Below are 23,066 nucleotides of genomic sequence, written 5' to 3' on the forward strand. Positions count from 1 at the left end.
CGGAGGCGTCCCGAAAGGGCACCGATTCCGAGCGAACCTGAAGACCGTTTGAGGGCTTATCCATGCCAAGAAGACGTGTAGCAGCCAAGCGCGAAGTGCTTGACGATCCAAAATACGGAAGCCAAATTCTGGCCAAGTTCATGAACCACGTGATGGAAAGCGGCAAGAAAGCCGTTGCCGAGCGTATCGTTTATGGCGCGCTGGAAAAGGTTAAAGAACGCAAGAACAGCGACCCCCTGGAAATCTTCGAGAAAGCTCTCGACGCCATCGCTCCGCTGGTCGAAGTGAAGTCGCGCCGTGTAGGCGGTGCTACTTACCAGGTTCCGGTTGAAGTTCGTCCGTCCCGTCGTAACGCTCTGGCAATGCGCTGGTTGGTAGACTTCGCCCGTAAGCGCGGCGAGAAGTCTATGGCTCTGCGTTTGGCCGGCGAACTGTTGGACGCTGCTGAAGGTAAAGGTGCTGCTGTTAAGAAGCGTGAAGACGTGCACCGTATGGCTGAAGCCAACAAAGCTTTCTCGCACTACCGCTTCTAATTTTAGCTTCACTAATTTTGCGAGGGCTTTATGGCTCGTACTACTCCGATTAGCCGCTACCGTAACATCGGTATCGTCGCTCACGTGGATGCTGGTAAAACCACCACTACTGAGCGCGTACTGTTTTACACCGGCAAAAGTCACAAGATGGGCGAGGTGCATGATGGCGCCGCGACCACAGACTGGATGGTTCAGGAGCAGGAGCGTGGTATTACCATTACTTCTGCTGCCATTACCGCCTTCTGGAAAGGTTCCGAGAAGCAGTACAAGGATGAGCACCGCTTCAACGTAATCGATACCCCTGGCCACGTAGACTTCACCATTGAAGTTGAGCGTTCCCTGCGGGTACTCGACGGCGCTGTCGTTGTGTTCTGCGGTACCTCGGGCGTTGAGCCGCAGTCGGAAACCGTATGGCGTCAAGCCAACAAATACGGCGTTCCACGTCTTGTTTACGTAAACAAGATGGACCGTGCCGGTGCGAACTTCCTGCGCGTGATCGGTCAGATCAAGCAGCGTCTGGGTCACACCCCGGTGCCAATCCAGTTGGCTATCGGTTCCGAAGACAATTTCCAAGGCCAGATCGATCTGCTGACCATGGAAGCTGTTTACTGGAACGACGCTGACAAAGGTATGGTTCCTGTTCGCAAGCCTATCCCTGCTGAACTGCAGGAACTGGCTGACGAATGGCGCAACAACATGGTTGAAGCTGCGGCTGAAGCCAACGAAGAGCTGATGAACAAGTACCTCGAAGGTGAAGAACTCACCAACGCGGAAATCAAGGCCGCTCTGCGTCAGCGTACTATCGCTGGCGAAATCGTCCTGGCTGTTTGCGGTTCCTCGTTCAAGAACAAGGGCGTTCCCCTGGTTCTCGATGCTGTGATCGACTACCTGCCGGCACCGGTTGATATTCCTTCCATCAAGGGTACTGACCCGGATGACGAGACTATCGAGCTGGAGCGTCACGCAGACGACGCAGAACCGTTCTCCGCTTTGGCATTTAAAATTGCCACTGACCCATTCGTGGGTACCTTGACCTTCGTCCGCGTTTACTCGGGCGTGTTGAACTCCGGCGACGGCGTGATCAACTCGGTTAAAGGCAAGAAAGAGCGCGTGGGTCGTATGGTGCAAATGCACGCAAACGCCCGTGAAGAAATCAAGGAAGTACGCGCTGGTGACATCGCGGCCTTGATCGGCATGAAGGACGTCACCACCGGTGAAACCTTGTGCAACGCTGACAAGCCAATCATCCTGGTTCGCATGGACTTCCCGGAGCCGGTTATTTCGGTTGCCGTAGAGCCAAAGACCAAGGATGACCAGGAAAAAATGGGTATCGCTCTGGGCAAGCTTGCTCAGGAAGATCCATCTTTCCGCGTCAAGACTGATGAAGAGACTGGTCAAACGATCATCTCCGGCATGGGCGAGCTGCACCTGGACATCCTGGTTGACCGGATGCGCCGTGAGTTCAACGTCGAAGCCAACATCGGTAAGCCTCAGGTTTCCTATCGTGAGCGCATCACGAAGAACTGTGAAATCGAAGGCAAGTTCGTTCGTCAGTCCGGCGGTCGTGGTCAGTTCGGTCACTGCTGGATCCGTTTTGCTCCTGCTGACGAAGGTCAGGAAGGTCTGCAATTCGTGAACGAAGTAGTAGGTGGTGTTGTTCCTAAGGAATACATCCCTGCTATCCAGAAGGGTATCGAAGAGCAGATGAAGAACGGTGTTGTTGCCGGCTATCCGCTGATCGGCCTGAAAGCAACCGTTTTTGACGGTTCTTACCACGACGTCGACTCCAACGAGATGGCGTTTAAGGTGGCTGCCTCCATGGCAACCAAGCAACTGGCCCAGAAGGGCGGTGGTGAGTTGCTTGAGCCAATCATGGCGGTAGAAGTTGTTACACCTGAAGACTATATGGGTGATGTCATGGGCGACCTTAACCGTCGTCGCGGCATGATCTTGGGTATGGAAGACACGGTTTCCGGCAAAGTGATTCGCGCCGAGGTTCCGTTGGGTGAGATGTTCGGTTATGCGACCGACGTTCGCTCCATGTCCCAGGGTCGCGCAAGCTACTCTATGGAATTCAAAAAATACAACACAGCTCCGGCGCACATCGCTGAAACTGTATCCAAAAAACAAGGCTGATTCAGTCCTTTAGGCAAGGAGTTAATTGTCGTGGCTAAAGAAAAATTTGATCGTTCCCTACCGCACGTCAACGTTGGCACCATCGGTCACGTTGACCACGGTAAAACCACTCTGACTGCTGCTCTGACTCGCGTTTGCTCCGAAGTATTCGGTTCCGCAATCGTTGATTTCGATAAAATCGACAGCGCACCAGAAGAGAAAGCTCGTGGTATCACCATCAACACCGCGCACGTTGAATACAACTCGCTGATCCGTCACTACGCTCACGTTGACTGCCCAGGTCACGCTGACTATGTGAAGAACATGATCACCGGTGCTGCCCAGATGGACGGCGCAATCCTGGTTTGCTCGGCCGCTGATGGTCCGATGCCACAAACCCGTGAGCACATCCTGCTGTCCCGTCAGGTTGGCGTTCCGTACATCGTGGTTTACCTGAACAAGGCTGACCTGGTAGACGACGCTGAGCTGCTGGAACTGGTTGAGATGGAAGTGCGCGACCTGCTGAGCACTTACGACTTCCCAGGTGACGACACTCCGATCATCATCGGTTCTGCTCGTATGGCTCTGGAAGGCAAAGACGATAACGAAATGGGCACCACGTCCGTTCGTAAACTGGTTGAGACTCTGGACAGCTACATCCCAGATCCAGTCCGTGTTATCGACAAGCCGTTCCTGATGCCAATCGAAGACGTATTCTCGATCTCCGGTCGCGGTACTGTTGTAACTGGTCGTATCGAGCGCGGTATCGTCAAGGTTCAGGATCCACTGGAAATCGTTGGTCTGCGTGACACTACCGTCACCACCTGCACCGGTGTTGAAATGTTCCGTAAGCTGCTCGACGAAGGTCGTGCTGGCGAGAACTGCGGCGTTCTGCTGCGTGGTACCAAGCGTGACGACGTTGAGCGTGGCCAGGTTCTGGTCAAGCCAGGTTCGGTTAAGCCGCACACCAAGTTCGAAGCTGAAGTGTACGTGCTGAGCAAAGAAGAAGGCGGCCGTCACACTCCGTTCTTCAAAGGCTACCGTCCACAGTTCTACTTCCGTACTACCGACGTAACTGGTAACTGCGAACTGCCGGAAGGCGTAGAAATGGTAATGCCAGGCGACAACATCAAAATGGTTGTCACCCTGATCAAAACCATCGCTATGGAAGACGGTCTGCGTTTCGCAATCCGTGAAGGCGGCCGTACCGTTGGTGCTGGTGTTGTAGCTAAAATCATCGAGTAATTATCTCTTCTGAGATAGCTCTGATGTTTTGAAAAGGCCCCCGCTCAGCGGGGGCCTTTTTTATTGGGTTGACACCTATCAGGGCCGTCTATAGAATTGCGCCTCCTTTTAACGGGCGTATTGCGCTCGCTGGGAATAGCAGCCGGAGTCTGAAATCCAATGCAAAATCAGCAAATCCGTATCAGGTTGAAGGCTTTTGACCATCGCCTGATCGACCAATCCACCCAGGAAATCGTGGAAACCGCGAAACGTACTGGTGCTCAAGTGCGTGGTCCAATTCCACTGCCTACCCGTAAAGAGCGGTTCACCGTTCTGGTCTCCCCGCACGTCAACAAAGACGCGCGTGACCAGTACGAGATCCGCACTCATAAGCGCGTACTGGACATCGTCCAGCCAACGGATAAAACCGTTGATGCACTTATGAAGCTTGATCTGGCGGCCGGTGTGGAAGTACAGATCAGCCTCGGCTAAGACTTGGGTCTTAGTCGTGTAACGCTCTGAAATGGGCGGCCATAGCGGGTGAAAGCCCCGTACACTCATGAGGTTTACAACATGACTATTGGTGTAGTCGGTCGTAAATGCGGTATGACCCGTATTTTCACCGAAGAAGGTGTCTCCATTCCGGTCACGGTCATTGAGATCGAGCCGAATCGCGTCACCCAGTTCAAAACTGAAGAGACCGATGGCTATCGTGCAGTGCAAGTCACTGTCGGCGAGCGTCGTGCTTCGCGCGTGACTGCTGCTCAAGCAGGTCACTTCGCTAAAGCAAACGTTGCAGCTGGTCGCACCGTCATGGAGTTCCGTCTTGAAGACGGCGACTACCAGGCTGGCGATCTGATCAACGCTGAAATCTTCGCCGCTGGTCAACTGGTTGATGTAACCGGTCAGTCCAAGGGTAAAGGCTTCCAGGGTACGATCAAGCGTTGGAATTTCCGTGGTCAAGACAACACTCACGGTAACTCCGTTTCCCACCGCGTCCCGGGCTCTATTGGCCAGTGCCAGACTCCTGGTCGTGTATTCAAGGGCAAAAAAATGTCCGGTCATATGGGCGCTGAGCGCGTGACCGTGCAGTCCCTCGAAGTAGTGCGCGTCGACGCTGAACGCAATCTGTTGTTGGTCAAGGGTGCTGTTCCTGGCGCTACTGGCGGCAACCTGGTTGTACGTCCAGCGGCCAAGGCTCGCGGTTAAGGGGAAGCTGACATGCAATTAAATGTAAATGACGCTCAAGCGATCGAAGTTTCCGAACTGACATTTGGCGGCGAATTCAACGAGACGCTCGTTCACCAAGCAGTCGTGGCCTACATGGCCGGCGGCCGTCAAGGTAGCAAGCAGCAAAAGACCCGTTCCGACGTACGTGGTGGCGGTAAGCGCCCTTGGCGTCAGAAAGGCACTGGCCGTGCTCGTGCCGGTACTATCCGTAGCCCAATCTGGCGTGGCGGCGGTACCACTTTCGCAGCTCGTCCACAGGATCACTCGCAGAAGCTCAACAAGAAGATGTACCGCGCAGCACTGCGCTCCATCCTTGCTGAACTCGTGCGTACCGATCGTCTGGTCGTGGTTCAGGACTTCGCTGTTGAAAGTCCAAAAACCAAAGATCTGCTGGGCAAACTGAACAACATGAGCCTGACCGATGTTTTGATCGTGTCTGAAGCTGTTGATCAGAACCTGTACCTGGCTGCTCGCAACCTGCCACACGTTGATGTACGTGACGTGCAAGGTTCCGATCCAGTTAGTCTGATCGCATACGACAAGGTGTTGATCACCGTGTCGGCCGTGAAGAAATTCGAGGAGCTGCTGGGATGAACCAGGAACGCGTATTTAAAGTTCTGCTTGGCCCGCACGTTTCCGAAAAGGCTACGGTTCTGGCTGACAAGAAAGGCCAGTTCGTTTTCAAGGTTGCAACTGACGCAACCAAGCTGGAAATCAAGAAGGCCGTCGAAAGCCTGTTCAGCGTGAAAGTAGAGCGTGTTACTACCCTGAATGTTCTGGGTAAGAGCAAGCGCACTGCTCGCGGTCTGGGCAAGCGTAATGACTGGAAGAAGGCAGTTATCTCCCTTCAGCCAGGCCAAGATCTCGATTTCAGCAGCAGTGCTGAGTAAGGAAGGGGTGCATCATGGCAATCGTTAAATGCAAACCGACTTCCCCTGGCCGCCGTTTTGTGGTCAAGGTGGTCAACCAGGAGCTGCATAAAGGCGCTCCTCACGCACCGCTGCTCGAGAAAAAATCGAAGACTGGTGGTCGTAACAACAATGGTCGCATTACCACTCGTCACATCGGTGGTGGCCATAAGCAGCATTATCGTTTGGTCGATTTCCGTCGCAACGACAAAGATGGCATCTCCGCCACTGTCGAGCGTATTGAATACGATCCAAACCGTACTGCTCACATCGCTCTGCTGCTGTACGCAGATGGCGAGCGTCGCTACATCATCGCCCCTAAAGGCGTGAGCGCTGGCGACCAGCTGATCGCAGGTGCCCTGGCACCGATCAAGCCGGGCAACGCTCTGCAACTGCGCAACATTCCAGTTGGTAGCACCGTACACGGCATCGAATTGAAGCCAGGTAAAGGCGCGCAAATCGCTCGTTCCGCTGGTGCTTCGGCTCAGCTGATCGCTCGTGAAGGTGTCTACGTGACCCTGCGTCTGCGTTCTGGTGAGATGCGTAAAGTGCTGGCTGAATGCCGTGCGACCCTGGGCGAAGTCTCGAACTCCGAGCACAGCCTGCGTTCGCTGGGTAAAGCTGGTGCCAAACGCTGGCGTGGCGTTCGCCCAACCGTTCGTGGTGTTGCCATGAACCCGGTTGACCACCCACACGGTGGTGGTGAAGGTCGTACCTCTGGTGGTCGTCATCCGGTATCGCCATGGGGCTTCCCGACTAAGGGCGCGAAGACTCGTGGTAATAAGCGTACCGACAAAATGATCGTCCGTCGTCGCAAGTAAATAGAGGGATACGACAGTGCCACGTTCTCTGAAAAAAGGTCCTTTTATTGATCTTCACCTACTGAAGAAGATCGAAGTGGCGGCGGAAAAGAACGATCGCAAACCAGTTAAGACCTGGTCGCGTCGTTCGATGATCCTGCCACAAATGGTCGGTCTGACCATCGCAGTACACAACGGTCGTCAACACGTCCCAGTTCTCGTTAACGAAGACATGGTCGGCCACAAACTGGGCGAGTTTGCCGGTACCCGCACTTATCGTGGGCACGTGGCAGACAAGAAAGCCAAGCGTTAAGGGGTTAGGAAATGGAAGTAGCCGCTAAGTTGTCGGGCGCTCGAATCTCCGCCCAGAAAGCCCGCTTGGTCGCCGACCAGATCCGCGGGAAGAAGGTGGGCGAAGCGCTCAACCTGTTGGCTTTCAGCAGTAAGAAAGCCGCCGAGATCATGAAGAAAGTGCTGGAGTCGGCCGTAGCCAACGCCGAGCACAACGAAGGCGCAGACGTTGATGACCTGAAGGTCAGCACCGTTTTCGTCAACGAAGGGCGTTCGCTGAAGCGCATCATGCCACGTGCCAAAGGCCGTGCTGATCGCATCGTCAAGCGGTCTTGCCATATCACTGTCAAGGTTGCTGACAAGTAACGGAGTCGAAGAGATGGGTCAGAAAGTACATCCCATTGGCATTCGCCTGGGAATCGTCAAGGAACACACCTCCGTCTGGTATGCAGACGGCCGGACTTATGCGGACTATTTGTTCGCTGATCTGAAGGTGCGTGAGTATCTCCAAGACAAACTAAAAAGCGCGTCCGTAAGCCGTATCGATATCCATCGCCCGGCGCAAACCGCACGTATCACCATCCACACTGCTCGTCCAGGTATCGTTATCGGGAAGAAAGGTGAAGATGTTGAGAAACTGCGTCAGGACCTGACCAAGCAAATGGGTGTGCCTGTGCACATCAATATCGAAGAGATCCGCAAGCCGGAGCTCGACGGTATGCTGGTTGCGCAGAGCGTAGCTCAGCAGCTGGAGCGTCGCGTAATGTTCCGTCGCGCTATGAAGCGCGCTGTACAGAACGCCATGCGCATTGGTGCCAAAGGCATCAAAATCCAAGTGAGCGGTCGTCTCGGCGGTGCTGAAATCGCACGTACTGAATGGTATCGCGAAGGTCGTGTGCCACTGCACACCCTGCGTGCCGACATCGACTATGCCAACTACGAAGCTCACACCACCTACGGTGTGATCGGTGTAAAGGTTTGGATCTTCAAAGGCGAAGTAATTGGTGGTCGCCAAGAAGAACTGAAACCACAAGCACCAGCGCCTCGTAAAAAAGCTGCTAAGTAAGGGGTACGCCAAATGTTGCAACCTAAGCGTACGAAGTTCCGCAAGCAGATGACAGGCCACAACCGTGGTCTGGCTCAGCGCGGTAGCAAAGTCAGCTTCGGCGAGTTCGCGCTGAAGTCTGTAGCTCGTGGTCGTCTCACCGCTCGTCAGATCGAGTCAGCGCGTCGTGCTCTGACCCGTCACGTAAAACGTGGCGGCAAGATCTGGATCCGTGTATTCCCGGACAAGCCGATCTCCAAAAAACCTCTCGAGGTTCGGATGGGTAAAGGTAAGGGTAACGTGGAATACTGGGTAGCCCAGATTCAGCCAGGCAAAGTCCTGTATGAAATCGAGGGCGTTTCTGAAGAGCTGGCGCGTGAGGCTTTCGCCCTGGCTGCTGCAAAGCTGCCGCTCGCCACCTCCTTTGTTAAACGGACGGTGATGTGATGAAAGCGAATGAACTTCGTGAAAAATCCGCACAGCAGCTGAACGAGCAACTGCTCGGCCTGCTGCGCGACCAGTTCAATCTGCGTATGCAGAAAGCAACTGGCCAGTTGGGGCAGTCTCATCTGCTCTCGCAAGTTAAGCGTGACATTGCTCGCGTGAAGACTGTGCTCAACCAGCAGGCAGGTAAGTGATCATGGCTGAAGCCGAAAAGACTGTCCGTACGCTGACTGGCCGTGTTGTCAGCGACAAGATGGACAAAACCATCACCGTTTTGATCGAGCGTCGCGTTAAGCACCCGATCTACGGTAAATATGTTAAGCGTTCGACTAAGCTGCACGCGCACGACGAAACCAATCAGTGCCACATCGGCGACAAGGTCACTATTCGTGAAACTCGTCCGCTGGCCAAGACCAAGTCTTGGGCGCTGGTTGATGTTCTCGAACGCGCTGTGGAAGTCTAAGGACTAGGGGTCGGAGAAATTATATGATTCAGACTCAATCCATGCTCGATGTGGCCGATAACAGCGGCGCTCGCCGCGTTATGTGCATCAAGGTGCTGGGTGGCTCCCATCGTCGTTACGCTGGTATCGGTGACATCATCAAAGTGACCGTCAAGGAAGCAATTCCTCGCGGTAAAGTGAAAAAAGGCCAAGTGATGACTGCTGTTGTAGTCCGCACTCGTCACGGCGTACGTCGTGCTGATGGCTCCATTATCCGCTTTGATGGCAACGCTGCTGTTCTTCTGAACAACAAGCAAGAGCCTATCGGCACCCGTATCTTTGGGCCAGTGACCCGTGAACTTCGTACTGAGAAGTTCATGAAGATCGTCTCGCTCGCCCCAGAAGTGCTGTAAGGAGATCCGACATGCAAAAGATTCGTCGTGACGACGAGATCATCGTGATCGCCGGCAAAGACAAAGGTAAGCGCGGTAAGGTGCTTAAGGTTCTCGCTAATAACCGTCTGGTTATCGGTGGTCTGAACCTGGTCAAGCGTCATACCAAGCCTAACCCGATGTCGGGCGTGCAAGGCGGTATCGTCGAAAAAGAAGCTCCACTGGACGCTTCTAACGTCGCCATTTTCAACGGCGAAACCAACAAGGCTGACCGCGTTGGTTTCAAAGTAGAAGATGGCAAGAAAATTCGTGTCTTCAAGTCGACCCAAAAAGCGGTTGATGCTTGAACACTGCTAGGTAGAAGACCATGGCACGACTAAAAGAGATTTACTGGAAAGAAATCGCACCGAAACTTAAGGAAGAACTTAAGCTTTCGAACGTGATGGAAGTTCCACGCGTTACCAAAATCACCCTGAACATGGGTTTGGGCGAAGCGGTCGGTGACAAAAAAGTCATCGAGCACGCTGTTGCTGACCTGGAAAAGATCACCGGTCAAAAAGTCGTTGTGACTTACGCTCGGAAATCCATCGCTGGCTTTAAAGTCCGCGAAGGCTGGCCGATCGGCGTCAAAGTGACTCTGCGCCGTGAGCGTATGTATGAATTCCTGGATCGTCTGCTGTCGATCTCCCTGCCTCGGGTTCGCGACTTCCGCGGCCTGAATGCCAAGTCCTTCGATGGTCGTGGTAACTACAGCATGGGCGTGAAAGAGCAGATCATCTTCCCGGAAATCGACTACGACAAGATCGATGCTCTCCGCGGTCTGGACATCACCCTGACCACCACTGCCAAGAACGATGATGAAGGTCGCGCCCTGTTGCGTGCTTTCAAATTCCCGTTCCGCAACTGATTGGAGTAGGACCATGGCCAAGATGAGCATGAAAAACCGCGAGCTGAAACGTCAGCTCACGGTTGCCAAGTACGCCAAGAAGCGTGCAGCACTGAAAGCAATCATCGTTGATCTGAACGCAAGTCCAGAAGCGCGTTGGGAAGCTACAGTTGCTCTGCAGAAGCAGCCACGTGACGCAAGCGCCTCGCGCATGCGTAACCGCTGCCGCCTGACCGGTCGTCCACACGGCGTTTACCGCAAGTTCGGCCTCGGCCGTAACAAACTGCGTGAAGCGGCAATGCGTGGTGACGTACCAGGTCTGGTTAAAGCCAGCTGGTAAGTACTTTCAACGCCAGGGTGGTCGGGTTCGCAAGATACTGACCGCCGGTGGCCTTGAATCTGGAACAAGCCCCTTTTGGGGCTTGTTTCATTTCCGGACTGTGTCTAAAATACGCGGCTCGCCTGAGCCCGTGTTTTTTACGCTCGGAAGATTCTCGGCGACATATGTAGCCGCAAGGCTAATTTTTTTGTATTAGGAGCGTCTAGCCCATGAGTATGCAGGACCCGTTAGCGGACATGCTAACTCGTATCCGTAATGCCCAGATGGCTGAAAAGTCCGTCGTAAGCATGCCATCTTCCAAGTTGAAGGTAGCTGTTGCCAAAGTCCTGAAAGACGAAGGCTACATTGCGGGTTATCAGATCAGCAGCGAAATCAAGCCACTGCTGTCCATCGAGCTGAAATACTTCGAAGGCCGTTCGGTCATCGAGGAAGTGAAGCGCGTTAGCCGTCCAGGCCTGCGTCAGTACAAGTCCGCTGAAGATCTGCCGAAAGTTCGTGGCGGTCTGGGCGTGTCTATCGTCTCCACCAACAAAGGTGTGATGACGGATCGTGCTGCGCGCGCTGCCGGTGTCGGCGGCGAAGTTCTTTGCACTGTGTTCTAAGGGGGGATAAGCATGTCTCGCGTCGCTAAGAACCCCGTTAAGCTGCCAGCCGGTGTCGAAGTCAAATTCGCAGGCCAACAGCTTTCGGTGAAGGGTGCCAAGGGCACTCTTGAACTGAATATCCATTCGTCCGTTGAGATCGTTGAAGAAGCTGGTGAGCTGCGTTTCGCTGCTCGCAATGGCGATCAACAAACTCGCGCAATGGCCGGTACCACGCGTGCGTTGGTAAACAACATGGTCCAAGGCGTAAGCCAAGGCTTCGAGCGTAAGCTCCAGCTGGTCGGTGTTGGTTACAAAGCGCAAGCAAAAGGCACGGTTCTGAACCTGGCCCTTGGCTTCTCGCACCCAGTGGATTACGAACTGCCGGAAGGCATCACCGCTGAGACCCCTAGCCAAACCGATATCCTGATCAAGGGCATCGATAAGCAGCTGGTAGGTCAGGTGGCCGCTGAGATCCGCGACTTCCGTCCACCAGAGCCGTACAAAGGCAAAGGTGTGCGCTACGCGGACGAAGTCGTCCGTCGTAAAGAAGCCAAGAAGAAGTAGGGCATAGCAAATGACCGACAAAAAAGTTACTCGACTGCGTCGCGCTCGCAAAGCACGCCTGAAAATGCACGAACTCGAAGTCGTGCGTCTCTGCGTGTATCGCTCGTCGCAGCACATCTACGCCCAGGTCATCTCGGCCGACGGCAACAAAGTCCTGGCAAGCGCCTCGACTTTGGATAAAGAACTGCGTGATGGTGCCACCGGCAACATCGACGCGGCCACTAAGGTTGGCCAGCTGGTCGCTACACGTGCTAAGGCCGTGGGCGTCTCGCAAGTGGCTTTCGACCGCTCTGGCTTCAAGTACCACGGCCGCGTTAAAGCGCTGGCTGATGCTGCTCGTGAAGCTGGGCTGGAGTTCTAAGTTATGTCAAATAACGACCAAAAGCGCGACGAAGGCTACATTGAGAAGCTGGTTCAAGTTAACCGCGTAGCCAAAACCGTTAAAGGCGGCCGTATCTTCACTTTCACCGCGTTGACCGTGGTGGGTGATGGTAAAGGGCGTGTTGGCTTCGGCCGTGGCAAGTCACGTGAAGTGCCTGCCGCGATCCAGAAGGCAATGGAAGCTGCTCGTCGCAACATGATCCAGGTTGATCTGAACGGCACTACCCTGCAGTACGCAATGAAGTCCGCCCATGGCGCTTCGAAGGTGTACATGCAGCCTGCTTCTGAAGGTACCGGTATCATCGCTGGCGGCGCTATGCGTGCTGTCCTCGAAGTTGCTGGCGTTCAGAACGTTCTGGCCAAGTGCTACGGCTCGACTAACCCGGTAAACGTGGTTCACGCCACTTTCAAAGGTTTGAAAGCTATGCAATCTCCTGAGTCCATCGCTGCCAAGCGTGGCCTGACTGTGAAGGAGATCTTCTGATCATGGCTACCGTTAAAGTAACGCTGATCAAAAGCATGACCGGCCGCATTCCTAACCACAAGCTGTGTGTTAAAGGTCTGGGTCTGCGTCGCATCGGTCACACTGTAGAAGTCCAGGATACTCCCGAGAATCGCGGGATGATCAACAAGGCTTACTACATGCTGCGTGTAGAGGGTTAATCGATGAAACTCAATGATCTGAGTCCAGCGCCGGGTTCCCGTCGCGAAAAGCATCGTCCGGGCCGTGGTATCGGTAGTGGTTTGGGTAAGACCGGTGGCCGTGGCCACAAAGGTCAGACCTCCCGCTCCGGTGGCACCATTGCTCCAGGCTTTGAAGGCGGTCAACAGCCGCTGCATCGTCGCCTGCCTAAGTTCGGTTTCGTATCCCTGAAAGCCATGGACCGCGCAGAAGTGCGTCTGTCCGAGCTGGCTAAAGTGGAAGGCGACATCGTTACTGTGCAGACCCTGAAAGATGCCAACGTGATCAACGTCAACGTACAGCGTGTGAAAATCATGCTGTCCGGTGAAGTGACTCGCGCTGTCACTATCGGCAAGGGAATCGGCGCCACCAAAGGTGCGCGTTCGGCTATCGAAGCAGCTGGCGGCAAGTTCGAGGAATAAATGGCTAAGCAAGGTGCTCTCTCAGCGCTCGGCAAAGGCGGTATGTCTGAACTTTGGGCTCGTCTGCGTTTTCTGTTCCTGGCGATTATCGTCTACCGAATAGGCGCACACATCCCGGTTCCAGGTATCAACCCGGACCGACTCGCAGACCTGTTTCGACAGAATGAGGGGACCATTCTTAGCTTGTTCAACATGTTTTCCGGCGGCGCGCTGGAGCGGATGAGCATCTTTGCACTGGGGATCATGCCGTACATTTCGGCATCGATCATCATGCAACTGATGACCGCCGTCAGCCCGCAGCTGGAGCAGTTGAAGAAGGAAGGTGAAGCTGGCCGTCGCAAGATTAGCCAGTACACCCGCTACGGCACTGTCGTCCTCGCTCTGGTTCAAGCTATCGGCATGTCCGTTGGCCTGGCAGGGCAGGGCGTTGCGTTCACTGGTGACTTTGGCTTCCATTTCGTCGCGGTATCCACGTTTGTGGCTGGTGCGATGTTCATGATGTGGCTGGGTGAGCAGATTACTGAGCGTGGTGTTGGTAACGGTATCTCGATGTTGATTTTCGCAGGTATCGTCGCCGGTCTTCCGAGAGCAATTGGGCAGTCTTTCGAGTCTGCGCGTCAGGGTGATATCAATATCTTCGCCCTGGTTGCCATCGGTTTGCTGGCAGTAGCGATTATCGGTTTCGTGGTGTTCATTGAGCGTGGTCAGCGTCGTATTGCTGTTCACTACGCCAAGCGTCAGCAGGGCCGTAAGGTCTTTGCTGCGCAGACCAGCCACTTGCCGCTGAAGGTGAATATGGCCGGCGTTATTCCGGCAATTTTCGCGAGCAGCATCTTGCTGTTTCCGGCTTCGTTGGGTACCTGGTTTGGTCAGTCTGAAAATATGGGCTGGCTGCAGGACCTCTCTCAGTCGATCGCTCCTGGTCAGCCGTTGAATATTCTGCTGTTTAGTGCAGGGATTATTTTCTTCTGCTTCTTCTATACGGCGTTGATGTTCAATCCGAAAGACGTAGCGGAAAACCTGAAGAAGTCCGGTGCCTTTATTCCGGGTATTCGTCCGGGTGAGCAGTCTGCACGCTACATTGATGGCGTTCTTACTCGTTTGACCCTGTTCGGTGCTCTATATATGACGGCCGTGTGTTTGCTTCCCCAGTTCCTGGTGGTTGCGGCAAACGTTCCGTTCTACCTTGGCGGGACCTCGTTGCTGATCGTGGTCGTGGTTGTGATGGACTTCATGTCCCAAGTACAATCGCACCTCGTTTCGCACCAGTACGAATCCCTGATGAAGAAAGCCAACCTGAAGGGCTACGGCAGCGGCATGTTGCGCTGAGTACCCCATAAGGTTCGAGGAGTTGGTGATGAAAGTTCGTGCATCGGTGAAAAAGCTGTGCCGCAACTGCAAGATTATTCGCCGCGAAGGTGTTGTTCGAGTAATTTGCAGCGCGGAACCGCGTCACAAACAGCGCCAAGGCTGAGTGTGATCCGCTTGAAGCCCGGCAGCTAGTGCGCTGCCGGGTTGATTATTTGTTATTACAGCGATATTATCTCGCGCCCTATTTCTTGGCTTCCGGGGCGTAGGTAGCTGTCAATTGGAGTCCCACTGAATGGCCCGTATTGCAGGCGTTAACATTCCAGATAACAAGCACACTGTTATCTCGCTGACCTACATCTATGGTGTTGGTCGCACTACTGCGCAGAAAATTTGCGCAGACACTGGGGTAAACCCAGCCGCAAAGATCAAGGATCTGAGCGACGAGCAGATTGAGCTGTTGCGTGGCGAAGTGGCGAAGTTCACCACTGAAGGTGACCTGCGTCGCGAAATCAACATGAAAATCAAGCGTTTGATGGACCTCGGTTGCTACCGTGGTCTGCGTCATCGTCGTGGTCTTCCAGTGCGCGGTCAGCGTACCAAGACTAACGCGCGTACCCGTAAAGGTCCGCGTAAGCCGATCCGCAAGTAATCGCCCACGCGAATCGACAGGAAAATTATCATGGCAAAACCTGCTGCTCGTCCTCGTAAAAAAGTTAAAAAGACAGTGGTTGATGGCATCGCCCACATCCATGCTTCTTTTAACAACACAATCGTGACCATCACCGACCGTCAAGGTAACGCGCTTTCTTGGGCTACCTCCGGTGGTTCGGGTTTCCGCGGTTCCCGCAAGTCCACCCCGTTTGCTGCTCAAGTAGCTGCTGAACGTGCTGGTCAAGCTGCGCTGGAATACGGCCTGAAAAACCTCGACGTTAACGTCAAAGGTCCAGGTCCAGGTCGTGAGTCTGCTGTCCGTGCTTTGAACGGCTGTGGCTATAAGATCGCCAGCATCACCGACGTGACGCCAATCCCGCACAACGGGTGCCGTCCGCCGAAGAAGCGCCGCGTGTAATCCAGGAGATTGTAAAGAATGGCTCGTTACATTGGTCCAAAATGCAAACTCGCTCGTCGTGAAGGCACCGATCTCTTCTTGAAGAGCGGCGTGCGCGCGATCGAATCGAAGTGCAACATTGAAGCAGCACCTGGTATCCACGGCCAACGCCGCGGTCGCCAGTCCGATTACGGCACCCAACTGCGTGAAAAGCAGAAGGTCCGTCGTATCTACGGCGTTCTCGAGCGTCAGTTCAGCGGCTACTACAAAGAAGCTGCTGGCAAGAAAGGTGCAACCGGTGAAAACCTGCTGCAACTGCTCGAATGCCGTCTGGACAACGTTGTATACCGTATGGGCTTTGGTTCGACTCGCGCCGAATCCCGTCAGCTGGTATCGCACAAATCCGTCAGCGTAAACGGCCAAACCGTTAACGTACCGTCTTACCAGGTTCGTGCTGGTGACGTGGTCGCGATTCGCGAGAAAGCAAAAAACCAACTTCGCATTGTCCAAGCTCTCGATCTGTGTGCCCAACGTGGCCGCGTAGAATGGGTAGAAGTAGACACTGAGAAGAAGTCGGGCGTTTTCAAGAACGTTCCTGCTCGCAGTGATCTGTCCGCCGACATCAACGAAAGCCTGATTGTCGAGCTCTACTCCAAGTAAGGGCTAGAAAATAGGTGCATCCATGCAGATTTCGGTAAATGAGTTCCTGACACCCCGCCACATTGATGTGCAGGTTGTCAGTCCAACCCGCGCTAAAATTACTCTCGAGCCTCTCGAGCGTGGTTTTGGCCACACCCTGGGCAACGCGCTGCGCCGCATCCTGTTGTCCTCAATGCCCGGCTGTGCAGTAGTCGAGGCCGAGATTGACGGTGTGCTCCACGAGTACAGCGCCATCGAAGGTGTACAGGAAGACGTAATTGAAATCCTGTTGAACCTTAAAGGTCTGGCTATCAAGCTGCACGGCCGTGACGAAGTTACGCTGACCTTGTCGAAGAAGGGTTCGGGGGTGGTTACCGCTGCCGATATTCAGCTGGATCATGATGTCGAGATCGTTAATCCCGATCACGTAATCGCTAACCTGGCGTCTAACGGCGCCCTGAACATGAAGCTCACTGTAGCTCGTGGTCGTGGTTATGAACCGGCCGACTCGCGTCAGAGCGATGAAGACGAAAGCCGCAGCATTGGTCGCTTGCAGCTTGACTCTTCGTTCAGCCCGGTTCGCCGTATCGCATACGTGGTGGAAAACGCCCGTGTCGAGCAGCGTACTAACCTGGACAAGCTGGTTATTGATCTGGAAACCAACGGTACTCTGGATCCTGAAGAGGCTATCCGCCGCGCTGCAACCATTCTGCAACAGCAGTTGGCTGCGTTCGTCGACCTCAAAGGTGACAGCGAACCAGTGGTAATCGAGCAGGAAGACGAGATCGATCCGATCCTGCTTCGCCCGGTTGACGATCTGGAACTGACTGTACGTTCGGCTAACTGCCTTAAGGCGGAAAACATTTACTACATCGGTGACCTGATTCAGCGTACCGAAGTAGAACTGTTGAAGACTCCGAACCTGGGCAAGAAATCCTTGACTGAAATCAAGGACGTTCTGGCCTCCCGCGGTCTGTCCCTCGGCATGCGCCTCGACAACTGGCCGCCTGCAAGTCTTAAGAAGGACGACAAGGCGACTGCCTGATCGTCGTAATCACCGAACGTGAGTTTGGTAAGGAATGAACCATGCGTCATCGTAAAAGTGGTCGTCACCTGAGCCGTACCAGCTCGCACCGCAAGGCCATGTTCCAAAACATGGCGGTGTCGCTGTTCGAGCACGAGCTGATCAAAACTACACTGCCGAAAGCTAAAGAACTGCGTCGCGTTGCTGAGCCGCTGATCACTTTGGCCAAGACAGACAGCCTGGCTAACCGCCGTCTGGCTTTCGACCGTACTCGTTCGAAAGCTATCGTTGGTAAGCTCTTCAACGACCTGGGCAAGCGTTACGCTACCCGTGAGGGTGGCTACCTGCGCATCCTCAAGTGCGGCTTCCGCACTGGCGACAACGCGCCTATGGCGTACGTCGAGTTGGTTGATCGTGCTACTGCCGGCGAAGCTGTAAGCGCCGAGTAAGACGACAGTCTGCAACGAAGAACCGGGCCTAGTGCCCGGTTTTTTGTGCGCGTCATAAAAGCGCGATAGGTACAAGTTTCCCGAGGCGACGGTGGGCATGATGGACGCCGGTTTGTTTGGTAGTAATTTTCTATTGAAGCCTGCAATTTAATAAATTTGTGGGTGTCATGCTGTTGATTAATACTTCCACCAAGCCGATTAGCCGGCAGTTTCAAGTCTCACCTGAGGAAGATTGCGCATGAGCCAGAATAAAATCCTTACCACCGCCAGCGGCGCTCCCGTTGCGGATAATCAGAATTCCCGTTCCGCCGGTCCTCGTGGCCCGCTGCTGCTCGACGACTTTCACCTTATCGAGAAGCTCGCTCACTTCAATCGTGAGAATATTCCAGAGCGCCGTGTACACGCCAAAGGTTCGGGCGCCTACGGTACGTTCACAGTCACCCAGGACATTACTCACTACACCAGCGCCAAGCTGTTCGAGTCAGTGGGTAAGCAAACCCCGACCTTCCTGCGGTTCTCCACTGTAGGAGGTGAGCGTGGTTCCGCTGACACTGAGCGCGACCCACGCGGCTTCGCCTTGAAGTTCTACACCGAGGAAGGCAACTGGGACATCGTTGGAAACAATACGCCTGTGTTCTTCATCCGTGATCCGCTGAAGTTTCCGGATTTCATCCACACCCAAAAGCGCTTGCCGCAAAGCAACCTGAAAAGCGCACAGATGATGTGGGACTTCTGGTCGCATTCCCCAGAGGCGCTGCACCAGGTCACCATCCTGTTCTCGGACCGTGGCATCCCCGATGGCTATCGCCACATGCACGGCTTCGGCAGTCACACCTACAGCCTGATCAATGCCAGAGGCGAGCGTCACTGGGTGAAATGGCACTACAAGACCCAGCAAGGCATCAAGAACCTGGCACCGGCTGAGGCCGCGCGCCTGGCGGGTACCGATCCAGACTATGCCCAGCGCGATCTGTTCGGCGCCATCGAGCGTGGTGATTTCCCGAAATGGCGCGTTTGCATCCAGATCATGACCGAGGCTCAAGCGAACGCTCACTACGAAAACCCGTTTGACGTAACCAAGACCTGGTCGCAAAAAGAATTCCCACTGATCGAGGTGGGCGAGCTGGAACTCAACCGCAACCCGCAGAACTATTTCGCCGAAGTGGAGCAGGCCGCTTTCGGCCCAAGCAACATGGTTCCAGGCGTTGGCCTGTCGCCGGACCGCATGCTGCAAGGTCGAGTCTTTGCCTACGCAGATGCTCACCGGTACCGTGTTGGCACCAATCATCAGCAACTGCCGGTGAATGCTCCACGGAACCCGGTCAACAGCTACCAGCGTGACGGTTCGATGGCCTTTGGCAGTAATGGTGGCGCTGCGCCGAACTATGAGCCAAACAGCTACGCGGATGCGCCAAAGCAGGCGCCACAGTACGCTGAGCCTGCACTGGCCTTGAGCGGCGCAGCTGATCGTTATGATCATCGCGAAGACACGGATTACTACAGCCACGCCGGTGCACTGTTCCGCTTGATGAATGACGAGCAAAAAGCGCTGCTGACCAGCAACATTGCCGGCGCGATGGGCGGTGTTTCCAGTGATGTGGTCCAGCGTCAGTTGCAGCATTTCTATAAAGCGGATCCCGCTTATGGAGAAGCAATCGCAAATGCACTGGGTGTATCGCTTAACTGACTCTAAACGATAAGCAGAACCGCCCTCATTTGGGCGGTTTTTGCGTTATTTCAGCTACTTTTCTCCGGAAATCTTCGCTTTTCTGCCGTTGATCCCGTGACCTTCAGGTCAGCATGGTTCAAACTACAGACTTTCAAGCAGGGAGATGTAGGGCGATGCAAGGTCACCCCGACGTAATCGATTACCTCAACACGTTGCTGACGGGCGAACTGGCAGCTCGTGACCAATATTTCATCCATTCGCGTATGTACGAAGACTGGGGCTTTACCGAGCTCTATGAACGTATTAACCATGAGATGGAAGAAGAGGCGCAGCACGCTGACGCACTGATGCGTCGTATCCTCATGCTCGAAGGCACGCCGCGCATGCGTCCCGACGACTTGGATGTGGGCACCACAGTGCCGGAAATGCTCGCTGCCGACCTTCGTCTCGAATACAAGGTCCGTGCCGCTCTCTGCAAGGGCATTGAGCTGTGCGAGCAGCACAACGACTATGTCACTCGCGAGATCCTGCGGGTGCAATTGAATGACACCGAAGAAGATCACACCTACTGGCTGGAAAAGCAGTTGGGTCTGATCAAGCTGATTGGCCTGGAAAACTACCTGCAATCGCAGTTCTGATTCCGGCTACGAAAAAGCCCCTGCCGCCGATGAGGTGACAGGGGCTTTTTATCGGGCCCGATAAATCAGGCCCGGTCGCGCTCCAGCAGCGGCTTCAGGTAGTAGCCAGTATGGGATTGCGACATCTCGGCGACTTGCTCCGGCGTACCGACCGCAATGATCTGCCCGCCCTTGGAGCCGCCTTCCGGTCCCAGGTCGACCAACCAGTCGGCGGTCTTGATCACATCCAGGTTGTGTTCAATCACCACCACTGTATTACCGTGGTCGCGCAAGCGATGCAGTACGTCCAGCAGTTGCTGAATATCGGCAAAGTGCAGGCCAGTGGTTGGCTCATCAAGGATATACAGGGTTTTGCCCGTATCCCGTTTGGACAACTCACGCGACAGTTTAACCCGCTGCGCTTCACCACCCGACAGCGTGGTCGCCGACTGCCCCAGCTTGATATAAGACAAGCCTACATCCATCAACGTCTGCAGCTTGCGCGCCAACGCCGGAACCGCATCGAAGAACACCCGAGCTTCCTCGATGGTCATCTCCAGGGTTTCGTGGATGTTCTTGCCCTTGTATTTGATTTCCAGGGTTTCGCGGTTATAGCGCTTGCTCTTGCACACGTCGCACGGCACATAGATATCCGGCAGGAAGTGCATCTCGACCTTGATCAAGCCGTCGCCCTGGCAGGCTTCACAGCGGCCGCCCTTGACGTTGAACGAGAACCGGCCCGGCCCGTAACCGCGTGAGCGGGACTCCGGAACACCGGCGAACAACTCGCGAATCGGCGTGAACAGCCCGGTGTAAGTCGCAGGGTTGGACCGCGGCGTACGGCCAATCGGGCTCTGGTCGATGTCGACCACCTTGTCCAGATGCTCCAGGCCCTTGATGCTGTCGTGGCCCGCTGCTTCCAGGGTGGTGGCGCCGTTCAGGGCGGTAGCACTGAGGGGGAACAACGTGTTGTTGATCAGCGTCGACTTGCCCGAGCCGGACACCCCGGTCACACAGGTCAGCAGGCCCAGGGGTATTTCCAGATCCACATTGCGCAAGTTGTTGCCACGAGCGCCCTTGAGGTGCAACGCCATCTTCTTGTTGCGCGGCGTGCGCTTGGCCGGCACCTGGATTTTTACCCGGCCAGACAGGTATTTACCGGTCAGGGAGTCCGGGTGAGCCATCACCTCGGCAGGCGTGCCTTCGGCAACAATATGCCCGCCATGTACGCCAGCTCCCGGGCCGATATCGACGACGTAATCCGCGAGGCGAATGGCGTCCTCGTCGTGCTCGACCACAATCACCGTGTTGCCGATATCCCGCAGGTGTTTCAGCGTACCCAGCAGGCGATCGTTGTCGCGTTGATGCAAGCCGATCGATGGCTCATCGAGGATGTACAACACGCCCACCAGTCCCGCGCCGATCTGGCTGGCCAGGCGAATCCGCTGGGCCTCGCCGCCCGACAGGGTATCGGCGCTGCGGTCCAGGGACAGATAGTCCAGGCCAACGTTGACCAGGAACTGCAAACGCTCGCGGATTTCCTTGAGGATCTTGTCGGCAATCTCCCCACGACGGCCGGTCAGCTTGAGCACACCAAAGTACTCACAGGCATCGCCGATTGGCAGGTTGGTCACCGCCGGCAGTGTCTTCTCGCCAACCCACACATGCCGCGCTTCACGGCGCAGGCGAGTGCCACGGCAATCAGGGCAAGGTTGGGTGCTGAGGAATTTCGCCAGTTCTTCACGCACGCTGGCCGATTCCGTCTCGCGGTAACGGCGCTCAAGGTTCGGCACGATGCCTTCGAACGGGTGGGAACGCTTGACGATGTCACCACGGTCGTTCAGATACTTGAAGTCGACGTTCTGCGAGCCGCTGCCGTTGAGGATGACCTTCTGCTGGTCCGCCGGCAGTTGGTTGAAGGGCACTTCGAGGCTGAACTTGTAGTGCGACGCCAACGACCCCAGCATCTGGAAGTAGTAGACGTTGCGCCTGTCCCAGCCACGAATCGCCCCCTCCGCCAGCGTCAGGTCGCCATTGACCAGGCGCTTGATGTCGAAGAACTGCTTGACGCCCAGGCCGTCACAGGTCGGGCAGGCGCCGGCCGGGTTGTTGAAGGAAAACAGCTTGGGTTCCAGCTCGCTGATGGCATGGCCGCAGATCGGGCAGGCAAAACGTGCGGAGAAGATGATCTCTTCGCCCGGCTCATCGTCCATCGGCGCGACCAGGGCAATACCGTCGGCCAGCTTCAACGCGGTCTCGAAGGATTCCGCCAGGCGTTGCTGCAGATCGGCACGCACCTTGAAACGGTCAACCACCACGTCGATGGAATGCTTCTTCTGCTTGTCGAGCTTCGGCGCTTCATCCAGCTCATAAAGCTTGCCGTTGATGCGAGCACGCACGAAACCTTGCGCCCGCAACTCTTCAAAGACCGACAGATGTTCACCCTTGCGCTCGCGGATGACGGGCGCCAGCAGCATCAGCTTGGCGCCTTCCGGCTGGGCCAGCACCAGGTCAACCATCTGGCTGACGGTCTGGGCTTCCAACGGAATATCGTGGTCCGGGCAGCGCGGAATACCCACGCGTGCATACAGCAGACGCAGGTAATCGTAGATTTCGGTAATGGTGCCCACGGTGGAGCGCGGGTTATGGGACGTCGATTTCTGCTCGATGGAAATGGCCGGCGACAAACCTTCGATGGTGTCGACGTCGGGCTTTTCCATCATGGACAGGAACTGCCGGGCATAGGCCGACAGCGATTCCACATAGCGCCGCTGGCCTTCGGCATACAGCGTGTCGAACGCCAGGGACGATTTGCCCGAACCGGACAGGCCGGTGATGACGATCAGTTTGTCCCGGGGCAGGGTCAGGTCGATGTTCTTCAGGTTGTGGGTTCTAGCCCCACGAATCAGGATCTTGTCCAAGATGGCCTCGCACGGCGGGCGTAAATAATGCCGGAGTATACGGCTAAAGACTGGATGAATATACACTGTCAAAAGGCCGCTTGCAGCCTTACATGAAAGCTGCGC

The 23,066-nt window shown here is 55.2% G+C and carries 34 protein-coding genes; 33 read left to right on the top strand and 1 reads right to left on the bottom strand.

Features of this window, described 5'->3' with window-relative positions; genetic code table 11:
• The first annotated feature begins 62 nt into the window (after positions 1 to 62).
• The 33 genes from rpsG to bfr all read left to right on the top strand — a co-directional run bounded on the left by rpsG (position 63) and on the right by bfr (position 20,061).
• A complete protein-coding gene (rpsG, locus tag PspCFBP13528_RS24330; RefSeq protein ID WP_002555493.1) occupies positions 63 to 533 on the top strand; it encodes a 30S ribosomal protein S7 in 471 nt (156 codons plus the stop codon).
• 30 nt (positions 534 to 563) lie between these two features.
• A complete protein-coding gene (fusA, locus tag PspCFBP13528_RS24335; protein WP_065949092.1) occupies positions 564 to 2,669 on the top strand; it encodes an elongation factor G in 2,106 nt (701 codons plus the stop codon).
• Positions 2,670 to 2,699: 30 nt separating this feature from the next.
• On the top strand, positions 2,700 to 3,893 hold the full coding sequence (gene tuf / locus PspCFBP13528_RS24340) for an elongation factor Tu (protein ID WP_003176426.1): 1,194 nt from the start codon (positions 2,700 to 2,702) through the stop codon (positions 3,891 to 3,893).
• 159 nt (positions 3,894 to 4,052) lie between these two features.
• Entirely contained in the window at positions 4,053 to 4,364 is a 312-nt protein-coding gene (gene rpsJ, locus PspCFBP13528_RS24345; protein ID WP_003186070.1) for a 30S ribosomal protein S10, read from the top strand.
• Between the two features lie 81 nt (positions 4,365 to 4,445).
• Entirely contained in the window at positions 4,446 to 5,081 is a 636-nt protein-coding gene (rplC, locus tag PspCFBP13528_RS24350; protein WP_003194649.1) for a 50S ribosomal protein L3, read from the top strand.
• 12 nt (positions 5,082 to 5,093) lie between these two features.
• A complete protein-coding gene (gene rplD / locus PspCFBP13528_RS24355) occupies positions 5,094 to 5,696 on the top strand; it encodes a 50S ribosomal protein L4 (RefSeq protein ID WP_003176424.1) in 603 nt (200 codons plus the stop codon).
• Positions 5,693 to 5,992 carry a 50S ribosomal protein L23 gene (rplW, locus tag PspCFBP13528_RS24360; RefSeq protein WP_002555488.1) on the top strand — a complete coding sequence of 100 codons (300 nt, stop codon included), beginning with the start codon at positions 5,693 to 5,695 and terminating at the stop codon, positions 5,990 to 5,992. Before rplD ends, rplW begins: the two co-directional genes overlap by 4 nt.
• 14 nt (positions 5,993 to 6,006) lie before the next feature.
• The gene (rplB, locus tag PspCFBP13528_RS24365) at positions 6,007 to 6,831 is read left to right on the top strand and encodes a 50S ribosomal protein L2 (protein ID WP_003176423.1); all 825 of its coding nucleotides are present in this window, start codon (positions 6,007 to 6,009) and stop codon (positions 6,829 to 6,831) included.
• A 16-nt stretch (positions 6,832 to 6,847) separates the two neighbouring features.
• On the top strand, positions 6,848 to 7,123 hold the full coding sequence (gene rpsS / locus PspCFBP13528_RS24370) for a 30S ribosomal protein S19 (RefSeq protein WP_002555486.1): 276 nt from the start codon (positions 6,848 to 6,850) through the stop codon (positions 7,121 to 7,123).
• Positions 7,124 to 7,134: 11 nt separating this feature from the next.
• Positions 7,135 to 7,467: a 50S ribosomal protein L22 gene (rplV, locus tag PspCFBP13528_RS24375; RefSeq protein ID WP_003103908.1), complete on the top strand. Its 333-nt coding sequence runs from the start codon at positions 7,135 to 7,137 to the stop codon at positions 7,465 to 7,467.
• A gap of 13 nt (positions 7,468 to 7,480) precedes the next feature.
• Positions 7,481 to 8,167, top strand: coding sequence for a 30S ribosomal protein S3 (gene rpsC, locus PspCFBP13528_RS24380; RefSeq protein WP_003176422.1), 687 nt, complete (start codon positions 7,481 to 7,483; stop codon positions 8,165 to 8,167).
• A 12-nt stretch (positions 8,168 to 8,179) separates the two neighbouring features.
• Positions 8,180 to 8,593, top strand: a complete 414-nt coding sequence (rplP, locus tag PspCFBP13528_RS24385) for a 50S ribosomal protein L16 (RefSeq protein ID WP_003176421.1) — start codon at positions 8,180 to 8,182, stop codon at positions 8,591 to 8,593.
• A complete protein-coding gene (gene rpmC / locus PspCFBP13528_RS24390; RefSeq protein ID WP_002555481.1) occupies positions 8,593 to 8,784 on the top strand; it encodes a 50S ribosomal protein L29 in 192 nt (63 codons plus the stop codon). The genes rplP and rpmC overlap by 1 nt, the downstream gene beginning before the upstream one ends.
• A 2-nt stretch (positions 8,785 to 8,786) precedes the next feature.
• Entirely contained in the window at positions 8,787 to 9,053 is a 267-nt protein-coding gene (rpsQ, locus tag PspCFBP13528_RS24395; protein WP_003176419.1) for a 30S ribosomal protein S17, read from the top strand.
• Positions 9,054 to 9,076: 23 nt separating this feature from the next.
• Positions 9,077 to 9,445 carry a 50S ribosomal protein L14 gene (gene rplN / locus PspCFBP13528_RS24400; protein ID WP_002555479.1) on the top strand — a complete coding sequence of 123 codons (369 nt, stop codon included), beginning with the start codon at positions 9,077 to 9,079 and terminating at the stop codon, positions 9,443 to 9,445.
• 11 nt (positions 9,446 to 9,456) lie between these two features.
• Entirely contained in the window at positions 9,457 to 9,771 is a 315-nt protein-coding gene (gene rplX / locus PspCFBP13528_RS24405) for a 50S ribosomal protein L24 (protein WP_003176416.1), read from the top strand.
• A gap of 20 nt (positions 9,772 to 9,791) precedes the next feature.
• A complete protein-coding gene (gene rplE, locus PspCFBP13528_RS24410) occupies positions 9,792 to 10,331 on the top strand; it encodes a 50S ribosomal protein L5 (RefSeq protein WP_003176415.1) in 540 nt (179 codons plus the stop codon).
• A 13-nt stretch (positions 10,332 to 10,344) separates the two neighbouring features.
• Complete coding sequence (rpsN, locus tag PspCFBP13528_RS24415) at positions 10,345 to 10,650, top strand: 30S ribosomal protein S14 (protein WP_003176414.1); 306 nt, start codon at positions 10,345 to 10,347, stop codon at positions 10,648 to 10,650.
• 209 nt (positions 10,651 to 10,859) lie between these two features.
• Positions 10,860 to 11,252 carry a 30S ribosomal protein S8 gene (gene rpsH, locus PspCFBP13528_RS24420; RefSeq protein ID WP_003176413.1) on the top strand — a complete coding sequence of 131 codons (393 nt, stop codon included), beginning with the start codon at positions 10,860 to 10,862 and terminating at the stop codon, positions 11,250 to 11,252.
• 12 nt (positions 11,253 to 11,264) lie between these two features.
• The gene (gene rplF / locus PspCFBP13528_RS24425) at positions 11,265 to 11,798 is read left to right on the top strand and encodes a 50S ribosomal protein L6 (RefSeq protein WP_003176412.1); all 534 of its coding nucleotides are present in this window, start codon (positions 11,265 to 11,267) and stop codon (positions 11,796 to 11,798) included.
• Between the two features lie 10 nt (positions 11,799 to 11,808).
• On the top strand, positions 11,809 to 12,159 hold the full coding sequence (rplR, locus tag PspCFBP13528_RS24430; protein WP_017135964.1) for a 50S ribosomal protein L18: 351 nt from the start codon (positions 11,809 to 11,811) through the stop codon (positions 12,157 to 12,159).
• A gap of 3 nt (positions 12,160 to 12,162) precedes the next feature.
• Positions 12,163 to 12,663 (top strand): 30S ribosomal protein S5, encoded by a 501-nt coding sequence (rpsE, locus tag PspCFBP13528_RS24435; RefSeq protein ID WP_003176409.1) that lies wholly within the window; start codon positions 12,163 to 12,165, stop codon positions 12,661 to 12,663.
• 2 nt (positions 12,664 to 12,665) lie between these two features.
• Entirely contained in the window at positions 12,666 to 12,842 is a 177-nt protein-coding gene (rpmD, locus tag PspCFBP13528_RS24440) for a 50S ribosomal protein L30 (protein WP_003176408.1), read from the top strand.
• A gap of 3 nt (positions 12,843 to 12,845) precedes the next feature.
• Positions 12,846 to 13,283, top strand: coding sequence for a 50S ribosomal protein L15 (rplO, locus tag PspCFBP13528_RS24445; protein WP_003176407.1), 438 nt, complete (start codon positions 12,846 to 12,848; stop codon positions 13,281 to 13,283).
• Entirely contained in the window at positions 13,284 to 14,612 is a 1,329-nt protein-coding gene (gene secY, locus PspCFBP13528_RS24450) for a preprotein translocase subunit SecY (protein WP_003194637.1), read from the top strand.
• Between the two features lie 28 nt (positions 14,613 to 14,640).
• Positions 14,641 to 14,757 (top strand): 50S ribosomal protein L36, encoded by a 117-nt coding sequence (rpmJ, locus tag PspCFBP13528_RS24455; RefSeq protein ID WP_002555468.1) that lies wholly within the window; start codon positions 14,641 to 14,643, stop codon positions 14,755 to 14,757.
• A 129-nt stretch (positions 14,758 to 14,886) separates the two neighbouring features.
• On the top strand, positions 14,887 to 15,243 hold the full coding sequence (gene rpsM / locus PspCFBP13528_RS24460; RefSeq protein WP_003210063.1) for a 30S ribosomal protein S13: 357 nt from the start codon (positions 14,887 to 14,889) through the stop codon (positions 15,241 to 15,243).
• 30 nt (positions 15,244 to 15,273) lie between these two features.
• Complete coding sequence (gene rpsK / locus PspCFBP13528_RS24465) at positions 15,274 to 15,663, top strand: 30S ribosomal protein S11 (protein ID WP_002555466.1); 390 nt, start codon at positions 15,274 to 15,276, stop codon at positions 15,661 to 15,663.
• An 18-nt stretch (positions 15,664 to 15,681) separates the two neighbouring features.
• On the top strand, positions 15,682 to 16,302 hold the full coding sequence (rpsD, locus tag PspCFBP13528_RS24470) for a 30S ribosomal protein S4 (RefSeq protein WP_003210056.1): 621 nt from the start codon (positions 15,682 to 15,684) through the stop codon (positions 16,300 to 16,302).
• A 22-nt stretch (positions 16,303 to 16,324) separates the two neighbouring features.
• Positions 16,325 to 17,326 (top strand): DNA-directed RNA polymerase subunit alpha, encoded by a 1,002-nt coding sequence (gene rpoA / locus PspCFBP13528_RS24475; protein ID WP_003176403.1) that lies wholly within the window; start codon positions 16,325 to 16,327, stop codon positions 17,324 to 17,326.
• Between the two features lie 41 nt (positions 17,327 to 17,367).
• Positions 17,368 to 17,754, top strand: a complete 387-nt coding sequence (gene rplQ / locus PspCFBP13528_RS24480) for a 50S ribosomal protein L17 (RefSeq protein ID WP_007918448.1) — start codon at positions 17,368 to 17,370, stop codon at positions 17,752 to 17,754.
• A 238-nt stretch (positions 17,755 to 17,992) separates the two neighbouring features.
• The gene (locus PspCFBP13528_RS24485) at positions 17,993 to 19,441 is read left to right on the top strand and encodes a catalase (protein ID WP_137201697.1); all 1,449 of its coding nucleotides are present in this window, start codon (positions 17,993 to 17,995) and stop codon (positions 19,439 to 19,441) included.
• 155 nt (positions 19,442 to 19,596) lie between these two features.
• On the top strand, positions 19,597 to 20,061 hold the full coding sequence (gene bfr, locus PspCFBP13528_RS24490) for a bacterioferritin (RefSeq protein WP_065930320.1): 465 nt from the start codon (positions 19,597 to 19,599) through the stop codon (positions 20,059 to 20,061).
• Positions 20,062 to 20,126: 65 nt separating this feature from the next.
• Here bfr and uvrA read toward each other — a convergent pair whose 3' ends face one another.
• Positions 20,127 to 22,961, bottom strand: a complete 2,835-nt coding sequence (gene uvrA / locus PspCFBP13528_RS24495) for an excinuclease ABC subunit UvrA (protein ID WP_065949090.1) — start codon at positions 22,959 to 22,961, stop codon at positions 20,127 to 20,129.
• Positions 22,962 to 23,066 lie beyond the last annotated feature (105 nt).

Source organism: Pseudomonas sp. CFBP13528, from assembly GCF_005233615.1.
Taxonomy (GTDB): domain Bacteria; phylum Pseudomonadota; class Gammaproteobacteria; order Pseudomonadales; family Pseudomonadaceae; genus Aquipseudomonas; species Aquipseudomonas fluorescens_AM.

Coding starts and splice junctions, on each gene's coding strand:
- secY (WP_003194637.1), top strand. CDS start 13,284: ATGGCTAAGCAAGGTGCTCTCTCAGCGCTCGGCAAAGGCGGTATGTCT.
- rpsG (WP_002555493.1), top strand. CDS start 63: ATGCCAAGAAGACGTGTAGCAGCCAAGCGCGAAGTGCTTGACGATCCA.
- rplW (WP_002555488.1), top strand. CDS start 5,693: ATGAACCAGGAACGCGTATTTAAAGTTCTGCTTGGCCCGCACGTTTCC.
- rpmD (WP_003176408.1), top strand. CDS start 12,666: ATGGCTACCGTTAAAGTAACGCTGATCAAAAGCATGACCGGCCGCATT.
- rplB (WP_003176423.1), top strand. CDS start 6,007: ATGGCAATCGTTAAATGCAAACCGACTTCCCCTGGCCGCCGTTTTGTG.
- rpoA (WP_003176403.1), top strand. CDS start 16,325: ATGCAGATTTCGGTAAATGAGTTCCTGACACCCCGCCACATTGATGTG.
- rpsH (WP_003176413.1), top strand. CDS start 10,860: ATGAGTATGCAGGACCCGTTAGCGGACATGCTAACTCGTATCCGTAAT.
- rplN (WP_002555479.1), top strand. CDS start 9,077: ATGATTCAGACTCAATCCATGCTCGATGTGGCCGATAACAGCGGCGCT.
- rplO (WP_003176407.1), top strand. CDS start 12,846: ATGAAACTCAATGATCTGAGTCCAGCGCCGGGTTCCCGTCGCGAAAAG.
- rpsN (WP_003176414.1), top strand. CDS start 10,345: ATGGCCAAGATGAGCATGAAAAACCGCGAGCTGAAACGTCAGCTCACG.
- rplV (WP_003103908.1), top strand. CDS start 7,135: ATGGAAGTAGCCGCTAAGTTGTCGGGCGCTCGAATCTCCGCCCAGAAA.
- rplF (WP_003176412.1), top strand. CDS start 11,265: ATGTCTCGCGTCGCTAAGAACCCCGTTAAGCTGCCAGCCGGTGTCGAA.
- rpsD (WP_003210056.1), top strand. CDS start 15,682: ATGGCTCGTTACATTGGTCCAAAATGCAAACTCGCTCGTCGTGAAGGC.
- rpsJ (WP_003186070.1), top strand. CDS start 4,053: ATGCAAAATCAGCAAATCCGTATCAGGTTGAAGGCTTTTGACCATCGC.
- rplD (WP_003176424.1), top strand. CDS start 5,094: ATGCAATTAAATGTAAATGACGCTCAAGCGATCGAAGTTTCCGAACTG.
- fusA (WP_065949092.1), top strand. CDS start 564: ATGGCTCGTACTACTCCGATTAGCCGCTACCGTAACATCGGTATCGTC.
- rplR (WP_017135964.1), top strand. CDS start 11,809: ATGACCGACAAAAAAGTTACTCGACTGCGTCGCGCTCGCAAAGCACGC.
- rplP (WP_003176421.1), top strand. CDS start 8,180: ATGTTGCAACCTAAGCGTACGAAGTTCCGCAAGCAGATGACAGGCCAC.
- rpsQ (WP_003176419.1), top strand. CDS start 8,787: ATGGCTGAAGCCGAAAAGACTGTCCGTACGCTGACTGGCCGTGTTGTC.
- rpmC (WP_002555481.1), top strand. CDS start 8,593: ATGAAAGCGAATGAACTTCGTGAAAAATCCGCACAGCAGCTGAACGAG.
- rplE (WP_003176415.1), top strand. CDS start 9,792: ATGGCACGACTAAAAGAGATTTACTGGAAAGAAATCGCACCGAAACTT.
- PspCFBP13528_RS24485 (WP_137201697.1), top strand. CDS start 17,993: ATGAGCCAGAATAAAATCCTTACCACCGCCAGCGGCGCTCCCGTTGCG.
- rpsC (WP_003176422.1), top strand. CDS start 7,481: ATGGGTCAGAAAGTACATCCCATTGGCATTCGCCTGGGAATCGTCAAG.
- rplX (WP_003176416.1), top strand. CDS start 9,457: ATGCAAAAGATTCGTCGTGACGACGAGATCATCGTGATCGCCGGCAAA.
- rpsM (WP_003210063.1), top strand. CDS start 14,887: ATGGCCCGTATTGCAGGCGTTAACATTCCAGATAACAAGCACACTGTT.
- rplC (WP_003194649.1), top strand. CDS start 4,446: ATGACTATTGGTGTAGTCGGTCGTAAATGCGGTATGACCCGTATTTTC.
- rpsE (WP_003176409.1), top strand. CDS start 12,163: ATGTCAAATAACGACCAAAAGCGCGACGAAGGCTACATTGAGAAGCTG.
- rpmJ (WP_002555468.1), top strand. CDS start 14,641: ATGAAAGTTCGTGCATCGGTGAAAAAGCTGTGCCGCAACTGCAAGATT.
- bfr (WP_065930320.1), top strand. CDS start 19,597: ATGCAAGGTCACCCCGACGTAATCGATTACCTCAACACGTTGCTGACG.
- rpsK (WP_002555466.1), top strand. CDS start 15,274: ATGGCAAAACCTGCTGCTCGTCCTCGTAAAAAAGTTAAAAAGACAGTG.
- rplQ (WP_007918448.1), top strand. CDS start 17,368: ATGCGTCATCGTAAAAGTGGTCGTCACCTGAGCCGTACCAGCTCGCAC.